This window comes from Lutibacter sp. TH_r2, from assembly GCF_033101135.1.
Classification (GTDB): domain Bacteria; phylum Bacteroidota; class Bacteroidia; order Flavobacteriales; family Flavobacteriaceae; genus Lutibacter.
Map to the genome: position 1 here is coordinate 457262 of NZ_JAWMPV010000001.1, position 18699 is coordinate 475960.

Consider the following 18699-nt stretch of genomic DNA (forward strand, 5'->3'; position numbering starts at 1 on the left):
CAAATTACACCTAAAAATAGACTTAAAATTAATCGATTTAAAACAATTTCCTCAATTCCAATAAAATAATTCATCTTGAAATATTATAAATTCAAAATTAAAGCCGTTTTTGTGCGATTTAAGGAACTTTCGTTCAATTAATAAATTGTTAATAACTTCAATTTAAGCAATTTATTCACCTTCCTTTTTAGCCTTCTGAATTCTTATATTTGTATGTTAACAAAAATTAAGAATTTTATGAGCGAAGAAGCTAAAAAACATAATTATACTGCTGATAGTATTCAAGCATTAGAAGGAATGGAGCATGTACGCATGCGTCCATCTATGTATATTGGTGATGTAGGAATTAGAGGTTTACACCATTTAGTATACGAAGTTGTAGATAACTCTATTGATGAAGCAATGGCTGGCCATTGTGATACAATAAATGTTATTATTAATGAAAATAATTCAATATCTGTTAGAGATAACGGTCGTGGTATTCCTGTTGGAATGCATAAAAAAGAAGGCGTTTCTGCATTAGAAGTTGTAATGACTAAAATTGGTGCTGGAGGTAAATTCGATAAAGATTCTTATAAAGTTTCAGGTGGTTTACATGGTGTTGGTGTTTCAGTTGTAAATGCTTTATCTGACCATTTAAAAGCTACTGTATATTCTGGTGATGGACAAATTTGGGAACAAGAATATGAAAGAGGTAAAGCAATGTATCCTGCAAAACCTATTGGTAATACTACCGAAAAAGGTACAATGGTTACATTTACACCAGACAAAACTATATTTGCACAAACTACAGAATACAATTACGATACACTAGCTACACGTTTAAGAGAACTATCATTCTTAAACAAACAGTTAACAATTACTTTAACAGATAAAAGAATAACTGACGAAGAAGGAAACCATCCAATTGAAAAATTTTATAGTGAAATTGGATTACCTGAATTTGTAAGCTATTTAGATGGGACTAGAGAGCAATTAACTGCTGATGTGATTGCAATGGAAGGTGAAAAAAATGGTATTCCTGTTGAAGTTGCAATGGTATATAACACATCTTATACTGAAAACTTACACTCTTACGTAAACAATATTAACACTCACGAAGGTGGAACACACTTATCTGGTTTTAGAAGAGGTTTAACAAGTACCCTAAAAAAGTATGCTGAAACTTCTGGAATGCTAGATAAATTAAAATTTGATATTGCAGGAGATGACTTTAGAGAAGGTTTAACGGCAATTGTTTCTGTAAAAGTAGCAGAACCTCAATTTGAAGGTCAAACTAAAACTAAATTAGGTAACCGCGAAGTTTCCGCCGCTGTAAGTCAGGCTGTTTCTGAAATGTTACAAAATTATTTGGAAGAAAATCCAAACGACGCTAAAACTATTGTTCAAAAAGTAATTTTAGCAGCTACAGCACGTCATGCAGCTCGTAAAGCACGTGAAATGGTGCAACGTAAAACTGTAATGAGTATTGGTGGTCTACCTGGAAAATTAAGTGATTGTTCTGAAACCGACCCAGAAGCTTGTGAAATATTCCTTGTTGAGGGAGATTCGGCGGGTGGAACAGCAAAACAAGGACGAGATAGAGCTTTTCAAGCAATTTTACCTTTACGTGGTAAAATATTAAATGTTGAAAAAGCTATGCAACACAAAGTTTTTGAAAACGAAGAAATCAAAAACATGTTTACTGCATTAGGCGTTTCTATTGGAACAGAAGAAGATCCAAGAGCATTAAACTTATCTAAACTACGTTATCATAAAATTGTAATTATGTGTGATGCCGATGTTGATGGTAGTCACATTGCAACATTAATACTTACATTCTTCTTTAGATATATGAAAGAATTAATTGAAAACGGACATATTTTTATAGCAACACCTCCTTTATATTTAGTAAAGAAAGGTCAAAAAAGAGAATATGCTTGGAATGATGACCAACGAGATTTAATTGCTCATAATTTAGGTGGAAGTGTAAACATCCAACGTTACAAAGGTCTTGGGGAGATGAATGCTGAACAATTATGGGACACAACTATGAATCCAGAGTTTAGAACATTGCGTCAAGTAACTATCGATAATCTTACCGAAGCAGATAGAGTATTCTCTATGCTTATGGGAGACGAAGTACCACCACGTAGAGAATTTATAGAGAAGAATGCAAAATATGCAAATATTGATGCTTAAATAAGCGTTCAATTATAAACTAAAAAAAGGCTGATTTAAAAATCAGCCTTTTTTTTTAACATAATTATTATATTTACATTCAATTTAACCCCAAAACAATGAAAAAATTATCCCTACTTTTTATTGGATTACTTTTAAGTATTTCCTCAAAATCACAAGAATTAGAATACTTATTATTAGCTAGTGACGATGCTAGCCTACTTATGAAAAACTATATGTCTCCTGTTATGGAAGGAATGCAGTCTAGTTTAAATAACGGATGGTATCATACAGCTAAAACACATAAAAAATTTGGTTTTGACATTACAATATTAGCAAATGCAGCAATGGTTCCAACCTCTTCTCAATCGTTTCAATTTAATGCTGCCGATTATCAATATGTAACATTAGAATCTGGAAGTTCTACGGTAAACACTGTAATGGGAGGAGCAAATAATACAGAATTTGGCATTAGAATTCCAGAAGCAGAAAATTACAAAGTAGCAAGTTTTAGTATGCCTAACGGTATTAAAAATGATGTTCCTTTAAATTCAGTACCATCACCAATGCTACAAGCAAGTGTTGGATTGTTTTTTGATACAGATATTACCATACGTTATATGCCAGAGATTAAAACCGATGAAGTTGAAGGAAACCTTATTGGTTTAGGACTAAAACATAATTTAATGCAATATTTGGGTCCATTAGAAAAACTCCCTCTAAACATTTCAATTTTTGGAGGATTCACAAAAATGGATGCAAAATATTTAATAGGTGAAATTGATGGTTTAGCAGGAACCAATCAAGAAGTTGTTTTTGAATTAAACACATTCACTATTCAAACTATTGCTTCATTAGACTTCCCAGTGATATCACTGTATGGAGGAATTGGTTTAGAAAAAGGAACCTCCACTTTAAAACTAAACGGAACTTATGAATTAGAATATGATATTGAAGATAGTGCAGGAAATACAATTGGCACAATACAAAATTCTGTTACTGATCCAATAAGTATGAATTTTGACACTAATGAAATTAGCGCAAAATTAGGAGCCAGACTAAACCTTGGTTTTTTTAAGGTATTTGGTGATTATTCAATAAAAGAATACAACACAGTTACAGCAGGTATAGCTTTCAGTTTTAGGTAATTAATAATGATATTTATCATAATTTTAAGCTTAAAATAGTTAAAATAACGATTTCGTAAATTGATTAATCAAGTGTTACTTTCATTACTTAAAAATTTGTATTTTTACAATCGAATTTTAACTTAACAAATAACAAAATATATGAAAGTTACAGTAGTAGGAGCTGGTGCAGTTGGTGCAAGTTGTGCCGAGTACATAGCTATAAAAAATTTCGCTTCAGAAGTAGTTTTAGTTGACATTAAAGAAGGTTTTGCCGAAGGTAAAGCTATGGATTTAATGCAATGTGCATCATTAAATGGTTTTGATACTCAAATAACTGGTGTTACAAATGATTATTCAAAATCTGCAGATAGCGATGTTGCAGTAATTACAAGTGGTATTCCTAGAAAACCAGGAATGACTCGTGAAGAATTAATTGGAATTAATGCAGGTATTGTAAAAACAGTTTCTGAAAACTTAATTAAATATTCTCCAAACGTAGTTATTATTGTTGTTAGTAACCCAATGGATACAATGGCTTATTTAGCTCACAAAGCAACTGGATTACCAAAAAACAGAATTATTGGTATGGGTGGTGCTTTAGATAGTGCTCGTTTTAAATTTAGACTAGCTGAAGCTTTAGAATGCCCTTCATCAGATGTTGATGGAATGGTAATTGGTGGACATAGCGATGTTGGAATGGTTCCATTAATTGGAAAAGCTGCAAGAAACAGTGTAAAAGTTTCTGAATTTTTATCTGAAGAAAGAATGCAAGAAGTTGTTGAAGCTACTAAAGTTGGTGGTGCTACTTTAACTAAATTATTAGGAACTAGTGCTTGGTATGCGCCAGGAGCTGCTGTTTCAGAATTAGTAAAAGCTATTGCTTTAGATTCTAAAAAAATGTTTCCTTGTTCAGCTTTATTAGAAGGTGAATACGGTTTAAGCGATTTATCAATAGGTGTACCTTGTATTTTAGGTAAAAATGGAATTGAAAAAATTGTTGAAGTTGAATTGTCTGAAGAAGAAATGGCAAAACTTCATACAAGTGCTGAAGGTGTTAAAAAAACAAATGCATTATTAGATTAATCTAATTTTAACATATTTAAAAAGCCTCCAATTTTAAAAATTGGAGGCTTTTTTATGTACCTATTTAAACTATTTATCAGACCAAACAGCTAATTTATTACCTGAAGGATCTATAAAATGAAATCTTCTTCCCCGGAAAAGAGAAAATTTCTTTAGAAATTATTCCTCCAGAATTAATTATATTTTTCATAATTAATTCCAAATTTGAATAATATAAAACTTCTTTATTTTTTCAATATTTAAAGCCTTAAACTCTATATAATTTATATGATTATTATTCATAGCACAACCTTATTATTAAGATAATCCAGAAATAACTCCATTTTTATCAATATGCATTCCTTCAGATGCTGGTGTAGCAGGTAAACCAGGCATACGCATCATTTGACCTAAAATTGGAATTATAAATCCTGCTCCTGCTGAAATTTCAATTTCACGAACAGTAACAACAAAATTTTCCGGTCTTCCTCTTAAAAATTCATTATCGGTAAATGATTTTTGCGTTTTTGCCATACAAACTGCAAAATTGTTAAATCCAAGTTTATCAATTCGCTTTAAATTTAACTTCGCTTTTTTGTCAAAATCAACTTTAACCGCTCCATAAATTTCTTTAGCTATCTTCTCAATTTTATCTTTAACTGGCATATTCCAATTATACAAAGGTGTAAATTCTTCTGTTGAATTTTCAACTACATCAACTACTGCTTGCGCCAAATCTATTGCACCTTGTCCACCTTCAGCCCAGCTTTTGGTTACAACTGCCTGAACACCATGCTCTTTACATTTTTCAATTACAAAATTAATTTCTTCTTCAGTATCAGTAATAAAAATATTTATTGCTACAACAGGTTGTATTTTAAATTTACGAATGTTTTCAATATGCTTTTCAAGGTTACAAATTCCTTTTTTAACCAATTCTAAATTTGGAGTATTAATTGCGTCTTTAGCAGCCCCACCATGATGACGCAAAGCTTTAATAGTTGCTACCAAAACAACAGCTTTAGGGTTTAAACCTGCAGCTTGGCATTTTATATTTAAAAATTTTTCAGCTCCTAAATCTGCTCCAAAACCAGCTTCAGTTACCACATAATTAGAGAGTGACAATCCCATTTTGGTTGCTATTATGGTATTTGTTCCTTGAGCAATATTAGCAAATGGACCACCATGAATAATTGCTGGATTTTCTTCTAACGTTTGAACTAAATTTGGTTTTATGGCATCTTTTAATAAAATAGCCATAGCGTTTTCTGCCTTTAAATCTCTTGCAAAAATTGGATCTCTATCAAAAGTAAATCCAACAAAAATATCACCCAATCGTTTTTTTAAATCTTCAAAATCTGTAGCCATGCATAAAATAGCCATTACTTCAGAAGCTGGTGTTATGTTAAATCCATCTTCACGTGGAATTCCATGAGCTGTACCGCCTAAACCAATAGTTATATGCCTTAAAGAACGATCGTTCATATCTATAACACGTTTCCAAAGAATAGTTCTTGGATCAAGATTTAAGCTACAACATTTACTTTGTAAATTATTATCAATTAAAGCTGCTAATAAATTATTTGCTTTTTCTACAGCATTAAAATCTCCTGTAAAATGTAAGTTAATATCTTCCATTGGCACCACTTGAGAATATCCGCCACCTGCAGCGCCACCTTTAATACCAAAAACAGGACCTAAAGATGGTTCACGCAAAACAACAGTTGCTTGTTTTCCAATATTATTTAAACCTTCGGTTAAACCAATTGAAACCATGGTTTTACCTTCGCCTGAAGGTGTTGGAGTCATGGCAGTAACTAATACTAAATTGTTTTGTTTTATTTTTTCTTCATCAATTAAATTTAATGGAAGTTTTGCTTTAAACTTCCCATACATCTCCAAATCATCTTCATCAATATTAATTTTTACTGCTATTTTTTTTATGTGTTTTAATTTCTTTTGTTGTGCTATTTCAATATCACTTAAGAATTCCATTTTAATCATTTTTGGTATTCAAATATATAAAATTACATGATGAGATTAGCGTTATTTGTGTTACCACTAAATAATAGTGATAAAAACCTAAAAAGAATTGTTAAATCCTTATTGAAATTATATATTTGCACGTTTATAATAAACGAAATTTTATACTTAAAATAACTTATAATGCAGAACAAAGGACTTATTAAACTATTCGCTATTCTATTCGGATTAGTAAGTTTATACCAGTTATCATTTACATGGTTTACTAAAAATGTTGAAAATAAAGCAACAACTTATGCTGAAACAAGAACTAATGATAGTAAAGAAATTTCTAAATTAGAAGGTTTCTATTTAGATTCAGTTGCTAATAAACCTGCAATTGATTTAGGTTTCGCTCAATTTAGCTACAATGATATTAAAGACAAAGAGCTAAATTTAGGGTTAGACTTAAAAGGTGGTATTAACGCTATTTTACAGGTATCTGTTAGAGATATCTTAGTTAGTTTATCTAACGATTCAAAAAATCCAACTTTCAACGAAGCTTTAGCTAAAGCAACTGAAAAACAAAAAAGTAGCGACAAAACATTTTTAAATTTATTTTTTGAAGAATTTAAAACTATTAGTAACGGAAAAGTTAAATTAAGTGATCCAAGTATTTTTGGTAATAAATCACTTCGTGAAAAAATTAATTTCAAACTAACTGACGATGAAGTAGAGCCAATTATTGAGGCAGAAGTTACTGGATCAGTAAATACAGCTTTTGAAGTTTTAAGAAGTAGAATTGATAAATTTGGGGTAACACAACCAAACATTCAACGTATTGGTAATTCAGGAAGAATTTTAATTGAATTGCCTGGAGCTAAAGATATTGACCGTGTAAAAAAATTATTACAAAGTACTGCCGAATTACAATTTTGGGAAGTATACTCTAACCAACAAGTTTCAAATTTCTTTATTCAAGCAAATTCTGTAGTAGAGAATTTATTGAAAGATACTGAAGAAGAACCTGAAACTAAAGAAGAAGAAGTTGACGATTTATTAGGTGAAGTTTCAGACTCATTAGCAGTTAAACCTTCAAATAATCTATTTTCAGTTTTTACTCCAAACTTTCCACAAAGTCAGGAACAAGTTTCTTCAATGTTGGGTAACGCTAAAGTTGCAGATACTGCAAAAGTGAATAAATATTTTGCAATGCCAGAAGTTAGAGCTTTACTGTCTAACGACATGAAGTACGCTAAATTTTTATGGGATGCTAAACCTTTTAAAGCTACACTTTCTTCAACTAATGAAGAAGTTGAATTAATTAACTTATACGCCATTAAATCTAACCGTGAAGATGTTGCACCAATTGAAGGTGATGTAATTGACGATGCTAGTCAAGAATTCGGTCAAACTGGAGCTCCTGAAGTTAGCATGACTATGAATGTAAGAGGAACTAGAGATTGGAGTAAAATGACAACGGACAATGTTGGTCAGTTTGTAGCCGTAGTTTTAGATAATTATGTTTACACTGCTCCTATTGTTAACACTCCAATTACTACAGGTAGAACTTCTATTTCTGGTGGAAGTATGACGGTAAGTGAAGCACAAGATATTGCTACAGTATTAAAAGCTGGTAAACTACCTGCAGCTGCACACATTATTCAATCTGAAGTTGTTGGACCATCATTAGGTCAAAAAGCAATTGATAGTTCATTCCGCTCATTTGGATTAGCACTTATTTTAGTGTTATTATGGATGATTTTCTATTACGGAAAAGCAGGTGCTTTTGCTGATGTTGCATTAGCAGTAAACATTTTATTTATATTCGGAATTTTAACTGCATTTGGAGCTGTATTAACACTTCCTGGTATTGCTGGTATTATTTTAACAATTGGTATGTCAGTTGATGCAAACGTAATTATTTTCGAACGTATTAAAGAGGAATTGATAAAAGGTAAAGCTTTAAAAGCAGCTATTAAACACGGATTTAGTTTTAAAGGTGCTTTATCTGCCATTATTGATGCTAACATTACAACAATGTTAACTGGTGTTATTTTATATGTATTTGGTACAGGACCGGTAAAAGGATTTGCTTATACTTTAATGGTTGGTATTATTACTTCATTATTTACAGCTGTATTTATTACACGTTTATTAATTGATTGGTATGCTGCAAAAGACAAAAAATTCACTTTCAACACAAACATTACTAAAAATTGGTTCCATAGAATTGATATTGAGTTTTTAAGAAAACGTAAAATTGCCTATGTAATTTCTGGTATTGTAATTTTAGTTGGTATCGGATCTTTAGTTACTAATGGCTTAAATTATGGTGTTGATTTTGTTGGAGGAAGAAACTATGTTGTAAAATTTGATAAAGAAACAAACCCAACTGATGTTGCAGCTACGCTAAAAGACGCTTTTGGAAGTGCTCCTGAAGTAAAATCTTATGGTAATGCAAGTCAATTAAAAATTACTACAAAATACAAAATTGAAGAGGAAGGAAATCATATTGATGATGAAGTTCAAGAATTATTATTCACAGGGTTAAAAAGTTATTTACCTGAAGGATTATCAATGGATGAATTTAAACCTGGATTTGATGGAGATAAAATAGCTGGTGTTATGAGTTCTATTAAAGTAGAACCAACTATTGCATCAGATATTAAAATAGCAGCTGGATGGTCAATTTTCGGATCATTATTAGTTGTGTTCTTATACATTTTATTACGTTTTAGAAAATGGCAATATAGTTTAGGTGCTGTAGCTGCTGTATTTCATGATGTATTAATTGTATTAGCAATCTTCTCATTATTCTGGAAAGTATTACCATTTGATATGGAAATTGGACAATCATTTATTGCGGCTATACTTACAGTTGTAGGTTATTCATTGAATGATACCGTGGTAATATTTGATAGAATTAGAGAGTTTACTGGAATACATACTTCTTGGAATTTTAAAGAAGTTGTAGATAGAGCTTTGAGTAGTACTTTAGGTAGAACTATAAATACATCAGCTACTACATTAGTTGTATTATCTGCAATTTTCTTATTTGGTGGAGATTCTATTAAAGGATTTATGTTTGCATTAATTGTGGGTGTTATAGTAGGTACCTACTCTTCACTATTTATTGCATCTCCAATTATGTTTGATTCTACAAAGAAATTGAATAAAGACAAAAAGTAATTTAGAATAAACTATATATTTTAAAAACCGTTTTGATAGTTCAAAACGGTTTTTATATTTCAAATTAATAAATAAGTAGTAAATTAAATTTAATATTTCATATTGATTATTAAATTTGCAAGAAAGCAACACAATGAGCATTATTAAGTTACACGATAAGTATTTTAAATCCTACATTTCATCAAAACAAATAGATGAAGCTATTCAAAAACTAGTTGATCAAACCACAGAAGACTTAAAAGATGTTGATACACCTTTATTTATTGGCATCTTAAATGGTTCGTTTATGTTTGTCGCCGATTTTATTAGAAAATACAATAGTGATTGTGAAGTTTCTTTTGTAAAATTGGCTTCTTACGAAGGAACAAACTCAACAGGAAAAATAAAACAACTAGTTGGTGTAAATGAAAATTTAGAAGGAAGAACTGTTGTTATTTTAGAAGATATTATTGATACCGGAAATACACTTCAAGAAATTTATCAAATTTTTGAAGATAAAAAAGTAAAACAACTTAAAATAGCTACGCTGTTCTTTAAACCTGATGTATTTAAAAAAGCTTTACCAATAGATTATATTGGAATTCCAATTCCAGATAAATTTATTGTTGGTTATGGATTAGATTATGATGGTATTGGAAGAAATTTAGAAGAAATTTATCAATTAACTACAGAACCTAAAATGAAAAACATTGTATTATTTGGCCCTCCGGGAGCAGGAAAAGGAACACAAGCTGAAATGTTAAGAGACAAATACCAATTGAAACATATTTCTACAGGTGAAGTTTTCCGCTTTAATATTAAAAACGAAACTGAATTAGGAAAACTTGCAAAATCTTATATGGATGATGGAAATTTAGTTCCTGATGAAGTAACTATTAATATGCTGAAAGAAGAAGTGGACAAAAATTCTGACGCTAACGGATTTATTTTTGATGGTTTTCCTAGAACCGAATCACAAGCAAAAGCATTAGATCAATTTTTAGAAGAAAAAGGAGAAAGAATTAATGGAATGGTTGCTCTAGAAGTATCTGAAGATTTATTAGTTGAACGACTATTAGAACGCGGAAAAACTAGTGGAAGAAGTGACGATCAAGACGAAAGTAAAATTCGAAATAGATTTGTTGAGTACAATACAAAAACAGCTATTTTAAAAGATTATTACCAAGCGCAAAACAAATATTTTGGTGCTAACGGAGTTGGATCAATTCCTGAAATTACTGAACGTTTAAGTCAAATATTTGATAAACTATAAAAGTTTTAAATAAGCTTTTAACTTTAGAATATAAAAAAATCATGGTAGACGGAAATTTTGTTGATTATATTAAGGTATTTGCTAGCTCTGGAAAAGGAGGTGGTGGATCAGCACATTTACACCGTGAAAAATATATAACTAAAGGTGGTCCAGACGGTGGAGATGGTGGACGTGGAGGACATATAATTGTTAGAGCTAATCCTAATTTATGGACCTTATTTCACTTAAAATTTAAAAAACACTTTAGAGCTGAATCTGGTGGACATGGAAGTAAATCTAGAAGTACCGGACAAGATGGTGAAGATGTGTACATTGAAGTTCCTTTAGGAACCATAATTAGAGATGGTGAAACGCAAGAAGTTCTATTTGAAATAACAAATGAAAATACAGAACAAATTCTACTAGAAGGTGGAATGGGCGGACGTGGAAACTGGCATTTTAAATCATCTACAAATCAAACGCCGCGCTATGCGCAACCTGGAATAGATGGTAAAGAAGGTTGGTTTCAACTAGAATTAAAATTACTTGCTGATGTTGGCCTGGTTGGTTTTCCAAATGCAGGAAAATCTACATTACTATCTGTAATAACTTCTGCAAAACCAAAAATTGCAGATTATGCTTTTACAACTCTAAAACCTAATTTAGGAATTGTTCAATATAGAGATTATCAAACTTTTGTAATTGCTGATATTCCTGGAATTATTGAAGGCGCTGCGGAAGGAAAAGGTTTAGGACATCGTTTTTTACGTCATATTGAGCGTAATTCTACCTTATTATTTTTAATTCCTGCTGATTCAGATAATATTCAAAAAGAGTATGAAATACTTTTAAATGAATTAAAGCAACACAATCCTGAATTACTAGATAAAGAAAGATTATTAGCAATTTCTAAATGCGATATGTTAGATGACGAATTAAAGGAAGAAATTAAACAAGAGCTTCCAAAAGGAATTGAAACTCTATTTATTTCGTCTATTGCACAACAAGGTTTAACAGAATTAAAAGATACACTCTGGAAAATGCTAAATAATTAATTTTTTAAAATTATTGGCAACACAAACTGTGTAGTTACTGGCATATCTCGTTTAATAGCAGGTTTAAGTATAGGTATATGAGAAATACTAACTCTTAAAATACTATCGAATTGAGGGAATTTGTTTTTAGTGTCTTCAGAAATTTCAACATTTGAAAGCGTTGTTTTTCCTTCAGCATTTACTTTTAGCTTTACCAAAACAGTATCATTAACCAATTCTAATGCGTTTAATTGATGTTTTTTTAAGGAAGCGTAAATATGTTGAGACATCTCCATTTGAAAACAAATCTGCTGTTTTTCTCTAGAAGGAATTTCTGTACAATTAGGAAACAATGGAAAAGCATCAACACTTGTAAAATCTACTAAAGTATCAACTTCATGAATAGTATTTTTCTTGTTCGTTTGATTTTGAAAATACGAACAAGAAGAAATAAAAAAAGGAACTAGAATTAAGTATAAAAACTTTTTCAACATTGACTTTCAATTCAATGTGTGAAAATACAACTTTTTAAGTTACGTAACAATTCCTAATTTTAATTATCAGTTCTAACTCCATTCTAAATAAAGTGAAGAATTTTTATAAACCCAATCGCTTCTTCACTTCATCTAAAAAAGCTATTTTTTTTTACAATTAGCTATTTTTTCAATACAATTTCTATAATACCATTTTCGCCTTTCTCTCCATATTTTTCAATAGCATTTTCACCTTTTAATACATTTACACTTTTAATGTTATCTGCATTAATTTTATCGACTAAACTTTTAGCCATTTCTTTACCTTCTACCATATAAATAACATTGTTTAGCTTTTTATTTTCCTCTTTTGAAGTAGTGTTATCTCCAGAAACTTTAAATGCAATTGGCAAAGCGTACTTTACATTTACAGCTTTTCCTTGATGTTTTCCTGGTTGCATTTTTGGTAAAGAATTTATTACTCTAACTGCTTCTTCCTGTAAAACTTTATGAGGTGCACGAGCCTTTATCTCTCCAATAATACCATCTTTTTGTATGGTAAACATTACAAATATTCTTGTTAGTCCAGGCTCTAAACCTAAATTATCAGCTAGTTTAGAATTAAAATTAGAACTTACATGCGTAGTAACTTTTTCTTGAAAACACTTTTTTGTATCCGAATTATCTTCACAACCCGGAAAAACAGGTACTTCATCAATCACAGCAAATGGAACATCTTCTTTTCCTGTATAATCAATTTCATTTTGTTCGTTAAATGGTGTTGGTGGAGGTAGCGGTATTTTTATAAATGCTACTCTTTCTCCATTTCTATCAATCATTATTTTAAATTCTAAACCCTTTTTATTCTTAATAAACGATGCCGCTTCACTTTCCTCTTTAGTATATTGATTCTCATTTATTTCTTCGCCCTCTAAATGACTTCCTAAAAATATTTTCCCAAACTTTGCATCAAAATACTTTCCATTTAAAGGAATTTTATAGCTTAATGTATTTTCTAATTCTACCGAATCAAATTTGGATTCTGTTGTACAAGCTGAAAAAATTAACATCCCAACTAATAAAGGAATAATTAGTAAATACTTTAACTGTTTTAAGCTGTTTGATTTTTCTTTAGTAATCATAATAATTCTTTTTTTAATTAATGAATGTTTATAAAATTGGTTGATAAATGAAATGTTTTCAACATGAAACGTTTCGGTTAATAATTGATTAAAATAATGCTCTTTGTTTGAAGTTTTTAAAATTTCTGCATCTGAAATATACTCATGTAAAACTGTAATTCTGTTTTGATACACATAAATTAAAGGGTTAAACCACATGGTAATTTTTAATATTTCAAAAAATAATAAATCTAAACTGTGTAAATGTTTACTGTGAATTAATTCGTGTTGAATAATTTTAAAATCTTCTTTTTTAAGATAAGATGGATGCACAAAAATATAGTTGAAAAATGAAAATGCTGATTGCTTATCTTCAACCAATACCAATTTAAAACCTTCTTTTTGAATTATTTTATTAGATGTAATTAAGCTAACTAATGCTTTTAATTTCCAGAAGAATATCATTAAAAATATAAATGCACCAATAACAAACAGTAAGTTTAAATAGTTATAAGTTTCATTTACATTAGTTGAAGCTTGCAGAATTATAACTTCAGGATTAATAATTACTTCAGGAAGTTGAACTATAAATTCTTGAGGTATATTTTGTTGAACAGTATTAAACTTTAAAAACGGAATTAAAAATGATAACAATGGTGTTAGTATCAAATAAACTCTATTCCATTTAAAAAAAGTTTCTTTCTGTAAAAAGAAATCGTAAACGGCTAAAAATAAGGCTTGAAAAAGCAGTACTTGAATTATATAATTTATCATTTTTCTGTCTTTTTGTCATTAATTTGCTTCAAAATTGATTCTAATTCTTTCATATCCACATCATTTTTTTTCACAAAAAACGATACTAAACTTTTAAAAGAACCATCAAAATAACCATCTACTAACTTTTGTAAACTTTGATTACTATAGTCCGATTTTTTGACTAAAGGATAATATATATAACCTCTTCCTTTAGATTTGTGCGCAACCACTTCTTTAGTTTCTAATATCCTAATTATTGTAGAAACAGTGTTGTAAGCTGGCTTTGGGTTAGGTAATTGCTCTATAATTTCTTTTACACTTGCCTCTTCTAACTCCCAAAGCACTTGCATAAATTGTTCTTCTGCTTTTGTTAATCTCTTATCCATTTTTTCAACTAATTTTTTAGTTCAACAATACAAATATAACTAAATATTTAGTTTAAACTAATTTTTTAGTTGAAATTTAGCACAATAATTGCTATTCACTAGTTATTATTAACTTTGAAACAAAAACAATATGGATATATTTTTACTAATTCTAGGATTCTTTTTTGCAGTTCTTGGAATTATTGGCTCATTTTTACCCGTTTTACCTGGACCATTTACAAGTTGGGTTGGATTATTAATACTTCATTTAACAAAAGTAATTCCACAAGATTGGACTTTTTTAGGAATTACATTAGCAGTTGCAATAGTAATTTGGATAATTGATTATATAATCCCGGCAATGGGAACAAAAAAGTTTGGAGGAACCAAATACGGTGTAATTGGAACTATGCTTGGTTTAATAATTGGAATCATCGCTCCTATTCCATTTGGAATTATAATTGGACCTTTTGTAGGTGCTTATGTTGGAGAAATGATTAATGATAGTAAAGATTCTAAAAGGGCTTTAAAAGCTGCCTTTGGGTCGTTTTTAGGATTTCTAACTTCAGCTTTTATGAAGTTTATTGCAGCGGTAATATTTACAGGGTTTTATCTTTCAATATTTTGGGAGCACAAAGAAGCGTTTTTCAATTTTTAGGTGAGTAGTGAGTAGTGAGTAGTGAGTAGTGAAAAATACCATCACCACAATAGCTATAAAACAAAAAAAGCGTCCCGGTTTTTCGGGAAGCTTTCCATTGGTTTTAAAAACCTATTTGACGCTTTCACGTCAAAACAACACAACTAATCTGCCGAAGCAGGCTACAAATATATACATTTTTTCTTCGAAATTCTTATTATTATACTTTTTCTTTTATAATTACTAATTTTTGTGAATTGGTTGTATCTTTGCGAACCGAAAAATAAAAGAAAATAGCAGCATGCAATTATCACCACTTGAAATAGTTAGAAGAGAGTCGTTACAAAAATTACGCGAATTAGGTATCAATCCTTATCCTGCAGAAGAATTTAAAACTACAGCAACCATTAAAGATGTTGTTTCAAAATTTGAACAATTTGAAGGGAAAGAGGTTGTTTTAGCAGGAAGAATGATGAGTAGAAGAATTATGGGAAAGGCCTCTTTTGCTGAATTAAAAGATGCTTCAGGAAGAATGCAGATTTATCTGAATCGCGATGAAATGGCTAATGGCGAAGACACAACTTCATACAATACTGTATTCAAAAAATTATTGGATATGGGAGACATTATTGGTATTAAAGGTGAAGTTTTTAAAACTAAAGTAGGTGAACCTTCTGTAAATGTTAAAGAACTTACAGTACTTTCAAAAAGTTTAAAACCATTACCTGTTGTAAAAACGGATGCTGATGGAAAAGTGCACGATGCTTTTTCTGATGCTGAACAACGTTACAGACAACGTTATGTAGATTTAATTGTAAATGACCATGTTAAAGATACTTTTATTAAAAGAACAAAAATTACCACTTCAATGCGTAATTTTTTTAATGAACGTGGTTATTTAGAAGTTGAAACTCCAATTTTACAACCAATTCCTGGTGGAGCTGCAGCACGCCCATTTCAAACGCATCACAATGCTTTAGATATGCCTTTATATTTACGTATTGCGAATGAATTATATTTAAAAAGATTAATTGTTGGTGGTTTTGATGCCGTTTATGAGTTTGCTAAAGATTTTAGAAACGAAGGAATGGACAGAACTCACAATCCAGAATTTACGGTAATGGAATTGTATGTTGCATACAAAGATTACAACTGGATGATGAATATGACAGAGGAATTATTGGAAAAAATTGCCATGGATTCTAACGGAACAACTGAACTTACTATAGGCGAAAATCAAGTAAGTTTTAAAGCACCTTATGCACGTGTACCTATTTTAGAAGCAATTAAAATTCATACAGGGTTTGATGTTGCCGGAATGGATGAAGTTGAATTACGTGAAGTTTGTACTAAAGTTGGTATTGAAGTTGACGAAACTATGGGAGTTGGGAAATTAATTGATGAACTATTTGGTGAAAAATGTGAGCATCACTACATTCAACCAACATTTATTACAGATTATCCAAAAGAAATGAGTCCGTTAACAAAGGAACACAGAACAAACCCTGCTTTAACGGAGCGTTTTGAATTAATGGTAAACGGTAAAGAATTAGCAAATGCTTATTCAGAGTTAAATGATCCAATTGACCAACGAGAACGTTTCGAAGATCAATTATCACTATCTGAAAAAGGTGATGATGAAGCTATGTTTATTGACCAAGATTTTATTAGAGCATTAGAATATGGTATGCCTCCAACTTCAGGTATTGGAATTGGAATTGACCGTTTAGTTATGTTTATGACCAATAATGCATCCATACAAGAAGTATTGTTTTTCCCACAAATGAAACCAGAGAAAAAAGCTCCAGAAGTTGAATTAAACGACGATGAAAAAGCTGTTTTTGAATTGTTGAAGAAAGTTGAAAAAATATTGTTACCAGAATTAAAAACTCAAAGTGGTTTAAGCAATAAAAAATGGGATAAAACCATTAAAGGTTTAACTAAAAACAATATTGCCAAAGTTAATAATACAGACGAAGGTTTATTTGTTGAATTAGTTTAAATACAAATGTCATTCCTGCGAAGGCAGGAATCTATAAATATAAAAAAAGGAATTACTTAAAAAAGTAGTTCCTTTTTTTATATAATTACCTTTTTAAAAGTATTTAGTATTAACTACAGTTAAAATTCATAAAAATAGTATCATTTAATTTTAGTAAATTCGGTGCTTTATTTTATTCAATTAAATCAATAACCATGTTTCAAAAATTAAAAGGTTTTTCACGTGCATTTTGGACAGCCAACATTGTTGAGTTACTCGAAAGAGCCGCTTATTATGGAGTTTTTATTGTAATTACACTTTATTTATCTCGAATTTTAGGATTCACAGATATTGAAGCCGGTATTATTTCTGGGGTTTTCTCTGGAGGTTTATACTTATTACCAACTTTTACTGGAGCTTTAGCAGACAAAATCGGATTTAAATTCTCTTTAATAATAGCCTTTTCATTATTAACTATTGGTTATTTAGGTTTAGCTTTATTACCAACTTTTCTTGAATCTGCAGGACTTGTAGATTATTCTGATGAAATCTCATTCGCAGGAGGATTAAAAGAGTCTTCGTATCAATGGTTAATTGCACCTGTAATGTTAGTGATTATGTTTGGAGGTTCATTTATTAAATCAGTAATTACTGGAACGGTTGCTAAAGAAACTACTGAAGCAACAAGAGCAGCTGGATTTTCTATTTTTTACATGATGGTAAACATTGGTGCCTTTTCAGGAAAAACCATTGTAAAACCATTACGTGATTCTATGGGAGATATGGGGTTAATTAACCTTAACTTTTTCTCTGCTACAATGACGGCTTTGGCGCTTATAATGATTATATTTTTTTATAAAAGTGCAAAACAAGAAGGACAAGGAAAAACGTTTAGTGAAATTTGGACTGCTTTAGTAAAAGTATTAACTAATGGAAGGTTAATTACATTAATAATTATTATCACAGGTTTCTGGATGGTTCAACATCAATTGTATGCAACCATGCCTAAATACGTATTACGTATGGCTGGTGAAGGTGCTGCTCCATCTTGGTATGCAAACGTTAATCCATTAATAGTTGTACTTACAGTAACTTTTGTAACTAGAATTATGGCAAGTAAAACACCTCTTTTCTCAATGACAGTTGGTATGTTTATTATGCCATTATCTGCTATTGCAATGGCATCAGGAAACTGGTTTGGCGGAGAAGGAATAGATTTAGGATTTATGATAATGCATCCAGTAGCGTTAATGATGATTATTGGTATTGCACTTCAAGCATTGGCTGAATCGTTTATTTCACCACGTTTTTTAGAATTTTTCTCTTTACAAGCGCCAAAAGGTGAAGAAGGATTGTATTTAGGGTTTAGTCATCTACATTCATTTATAGCATCAATAGTTGGATTTGGTATTTCTGGTTATTTACTATCAAAATACTGCCCAGATCCAAAATTATTTGAAACGCATGAAGCCTGGGAAGCAGCTGCCGTAAATGCGCATTATATATGGTATTTCTTTGCTGGTATTGCAATGGTTGCCGCTATTTCGTTAATTATTTATGGTAAAGTAATTGAACGTTTAGATGCTAAAAAGTAA

The 18699-nt window shown here is 30.5% G+C and carries 13 protein-coding genes; 9 read left to right on the forward strand and 4 right to left on the reverse strand.

From position 1 onward, the window contains the following. The first annotated feature begins 237 nt into the window (after window positions 1-237). From gyrB to R3X25_RS01870, 3 genes are all read left to right on the forward strand, one after another. Window positions 238-2181, forward strand: coding sequence for a DNA topoisomerase (ATP-hydrolyzing) subunit B (gene gyrB, locus R3X25_RS01860; RefSeq protein WP_317671294.1), 1944 nt, complete (start codon window positions 238-240; stop codon window positions 2179-2181). Between the two features lie 98 nt (window positions 2182-2279). Next, window positions 2280-3308, forward strand: coding sequence for a DUF6588 family protein (locus tag R3X25_RS01865; RefSeq protein WP_317671296.1), 1029 nt, complete (start codon window positions 2280-2282; stop codon window positions 3306-3308). A 141-nt stretch (window positions 3309-3449) separates the two neighbouring features. After that, window positions 3450-4373 (forward strand): malate dehydrogenase, encoded by a 924-nt coding sequence (locus tag R3X25_RS01870; RefSeq protein WP_317671298.1) that lies wholly within the window; start codon window positions 3450-3452, stop codon window positions 4371-4373. Between the two features lie 297 nt (window positions 4374-4670). Here R3X25_RS01870 and R3X25_RS01875 read toward each other — a convergent pair whose 3' ends face one another. After that, entirely contained in the window at window positions 4671-6347 is a 1677-nt protein-coding gene (locus tag R3X25_RS01875) for a formate--tetrahydrofolate ligase (protein ID WP_317671300.1), read from the reverse strand. A 171-nt stretch (window positions 6348-6518) separates the two neighbouring features. Here R3X25_RS01875 and secDF point away from each other — a divergent pair, with 171 nt between their 5' ends. The 3 genes from secDF (at window position 6519) to obgE (ending at window position 11792) form a co-directional block, all read left to right on the forward strand. Next, window positions 6519-9506, forward strand: a complete 2988-nt coding sequence (gene secDF, locus R3X25_RS01880) for a protein translocase subunit SecDF (RefSeq protein WP_317671302.1) — start codon at window positions 6519-6521, stop codon at window positions 9504-9506. Between the two features lie 133 nt (window positions 9507-9639). Next, on the forward strand, window positions 9640-10758 hold the full coding sequence (locus R3X25_RS01885; RefSeq protein ID WP_317671305.1) for an adenylate kinase: 1119 nt from the start codon (window positions 9640-9642) through the stop codon (window positions 10756-10758). Between the two features lie 41 nt (window positions 10759-10799). Next, entirely contained in the window at window positions 10800-11792 is a 993-nt protein-coding gene (gene obgE / locus R3X25_RS01890; RefSeq protein WP_317671307.1) for a GTPase ObgE, read from the forward strand. Here the strand turns inward: obgE and R3X25_RS01895 are convergent. The 3 genes from R3X25_RS01895 to R3X25_RS01905 all read right to left on the reverse strand — a co-directional run bounded on the left by R3X25_RS01895 (window position 11789) and on the right by R3X25_RS01905 (window position 14507). Then, on the reverse strand, window positions 11789-12265 hold the full coding sequence (locus R3X25_RS01895; RefSeq protein WP_317671309.1) for a hypothetical protein: 477 nt from the start codon (window positions 12263-12265) through the stop codon (window positions 11789-11791). The two genes, obgE and R3X25_RS01895, sit on opposite strands and share 4 nt — an antisense overlap. 161 nt (window positions 12266-12426) lie before the next feature. Next, window positions 12427-14139 carry a M56 family metallopeptidase gene (locus tag R3X25_RS01900; RefSeq protein ID WP_317671311.1) on the reverse strand — a complete coding sequence of 571 codons (1713 nt, stop codon included), beginning with the start codon at window positions 14137-14139 and terminating at the stop codon, window positions 12427-12429. After that, entirely contained in the window at window positions 14136-14507 is a 372-nt protein-coding gene (locus tag R3X25_RS01905) for a BlaI/MecI/CopY family transcriptional regulator (RefSeq protein WP_317671313.1), read from the reverse strand. Before R3X25_RS01905 ends, R3X25_RS01900 begins: the two co-directional genes overlap by 4 nt. A gap of 130 nt (window positions 14508-14637) precedes the next feature. Between R3X25_RS01905 and R3X25_RS01910 the strand changes: the two genes are divergently transcribed. From R3X25_RS01910 to R3X25_RS01920, 3 genes are all read left to right on the forward strand, one after another. After that, window positions 14638-15144: a DUF456 domain-containing protein gene (locus tag R3X25_RS01910; RefSeq protein ID WP_317671315.1), complete on the forward strand. Its 507-nt coding sequence runs from the start codon at window positions 14638-14640 to the stop codon at window positions 15142-15144. Window positions 15145-15424: 280 nt separating this feature from the next. Continuing rightward, window positions 15425-17125, forward strand: a complete 1701-nt coding sequence (gene lysS / locus R3X25_RS01915; RefSeq protein ID WP_317671317.1) for a lysine--tRNA ligase — start codon at window positions 15425-15427, stop codon at window positions 17123-17125. Window positions 17126-17319: 194 nt separating this feature from the next. Then, the gene (locus R3X25_RS01920) at window positions 17320-18699 is read left to right on the forward strand and encodes an MFS transporter (protein WP_317671319.1); all 1380 of its coding nucleotides are present in this window, start codon (window positions 17320-17322) and stop codon (window positions 18697-18699) included.

Coding starts and splice junctions, on each gene's coding strand:
- R3X25_RS01870 (WP_317671298.1), top strand. CDS start 3,450: ATGAAAGTTACAGTAGTAGGAGCTGGTGCAGTTGGTGCAAGTTGTGCC.
- R3X25_RS01900 (WP_317671311.1), bottom strand. CDS start 14,139: ATGATAAATTATATAATTCAAGTACTGCTTTTTCAAGCCTTATTTTTA.
- obgE (WP_317671307.1), top strand. CDS start 10,800: ATGGTAGACGGAAATTTTGTTGATTATATTAAGGTATTTGCTAGCTCT.
- R3X25_RS01910 (WP_317671315.1), top strand. CDS start 14,638: ATGGATATATTTTTACTAATTCTAGGATTCTTTTTTGCAGTTCTTGGA.
- R3X25_RS01920 (WP_317671319.1), top strand. CDS start 17,320: ATGTTTCAAAAATTAAAAGGTTTTTCACGTGCATTTTGGACAGCCAAC.
- lysS (WP_317671317.1), top strand. CDS start 15,425: ATGCAATTATCACCACTTGAAATAGTTAGAAGAGAGTCGTTACAAAAA.
- gyrB (WP_317671294.1), top strand. CDS start 238: ATGAGCGAAGAAGCTAAAAAACATAATTATACTGCTGATAGTATTCAA.
- R3X25_RS01865 (WP_317671296.1), top strand. CDS start 2,280: ATGAAAAAATTATCCCTACTTTTTATTGGATTACTTTTAAGTATTTCC.
- R3X25_RS01885 (WP_317671305.1), top strand. CDS start 9,640: ATGAGCATTATTAAGTTACACGATAAGTATTTTAAATCCTACATTTCA.
- R3X25_RS01905 (WP_317671313.1), bottom strand. CDS start 14,507: ATGGATAAGAGATTAACAAAAGCAGAAGAACAATTTATGCAAGTGCTT.
- R3X25_RS01895 (WP_317671309.1), bottom strand. CDS start 12,265: ATGTTGAAAAAGTTTTTATACTTAATTCTAGTTCCTTTTTTTATTTCT.
- R3X25_RS01875 (WP_317671300.1), bottom strand. CDS start 6,347: ATGGAATTCTTAAGTGATATTGAAATAGCACAACAAAAGAAATTAAAA.
- secDF (WP_317671302.1), top strand. CDS start 6,519: ATGCAGAACAAAGGACTTATTAAACTATTCGCTATTCTATTCGGATTA.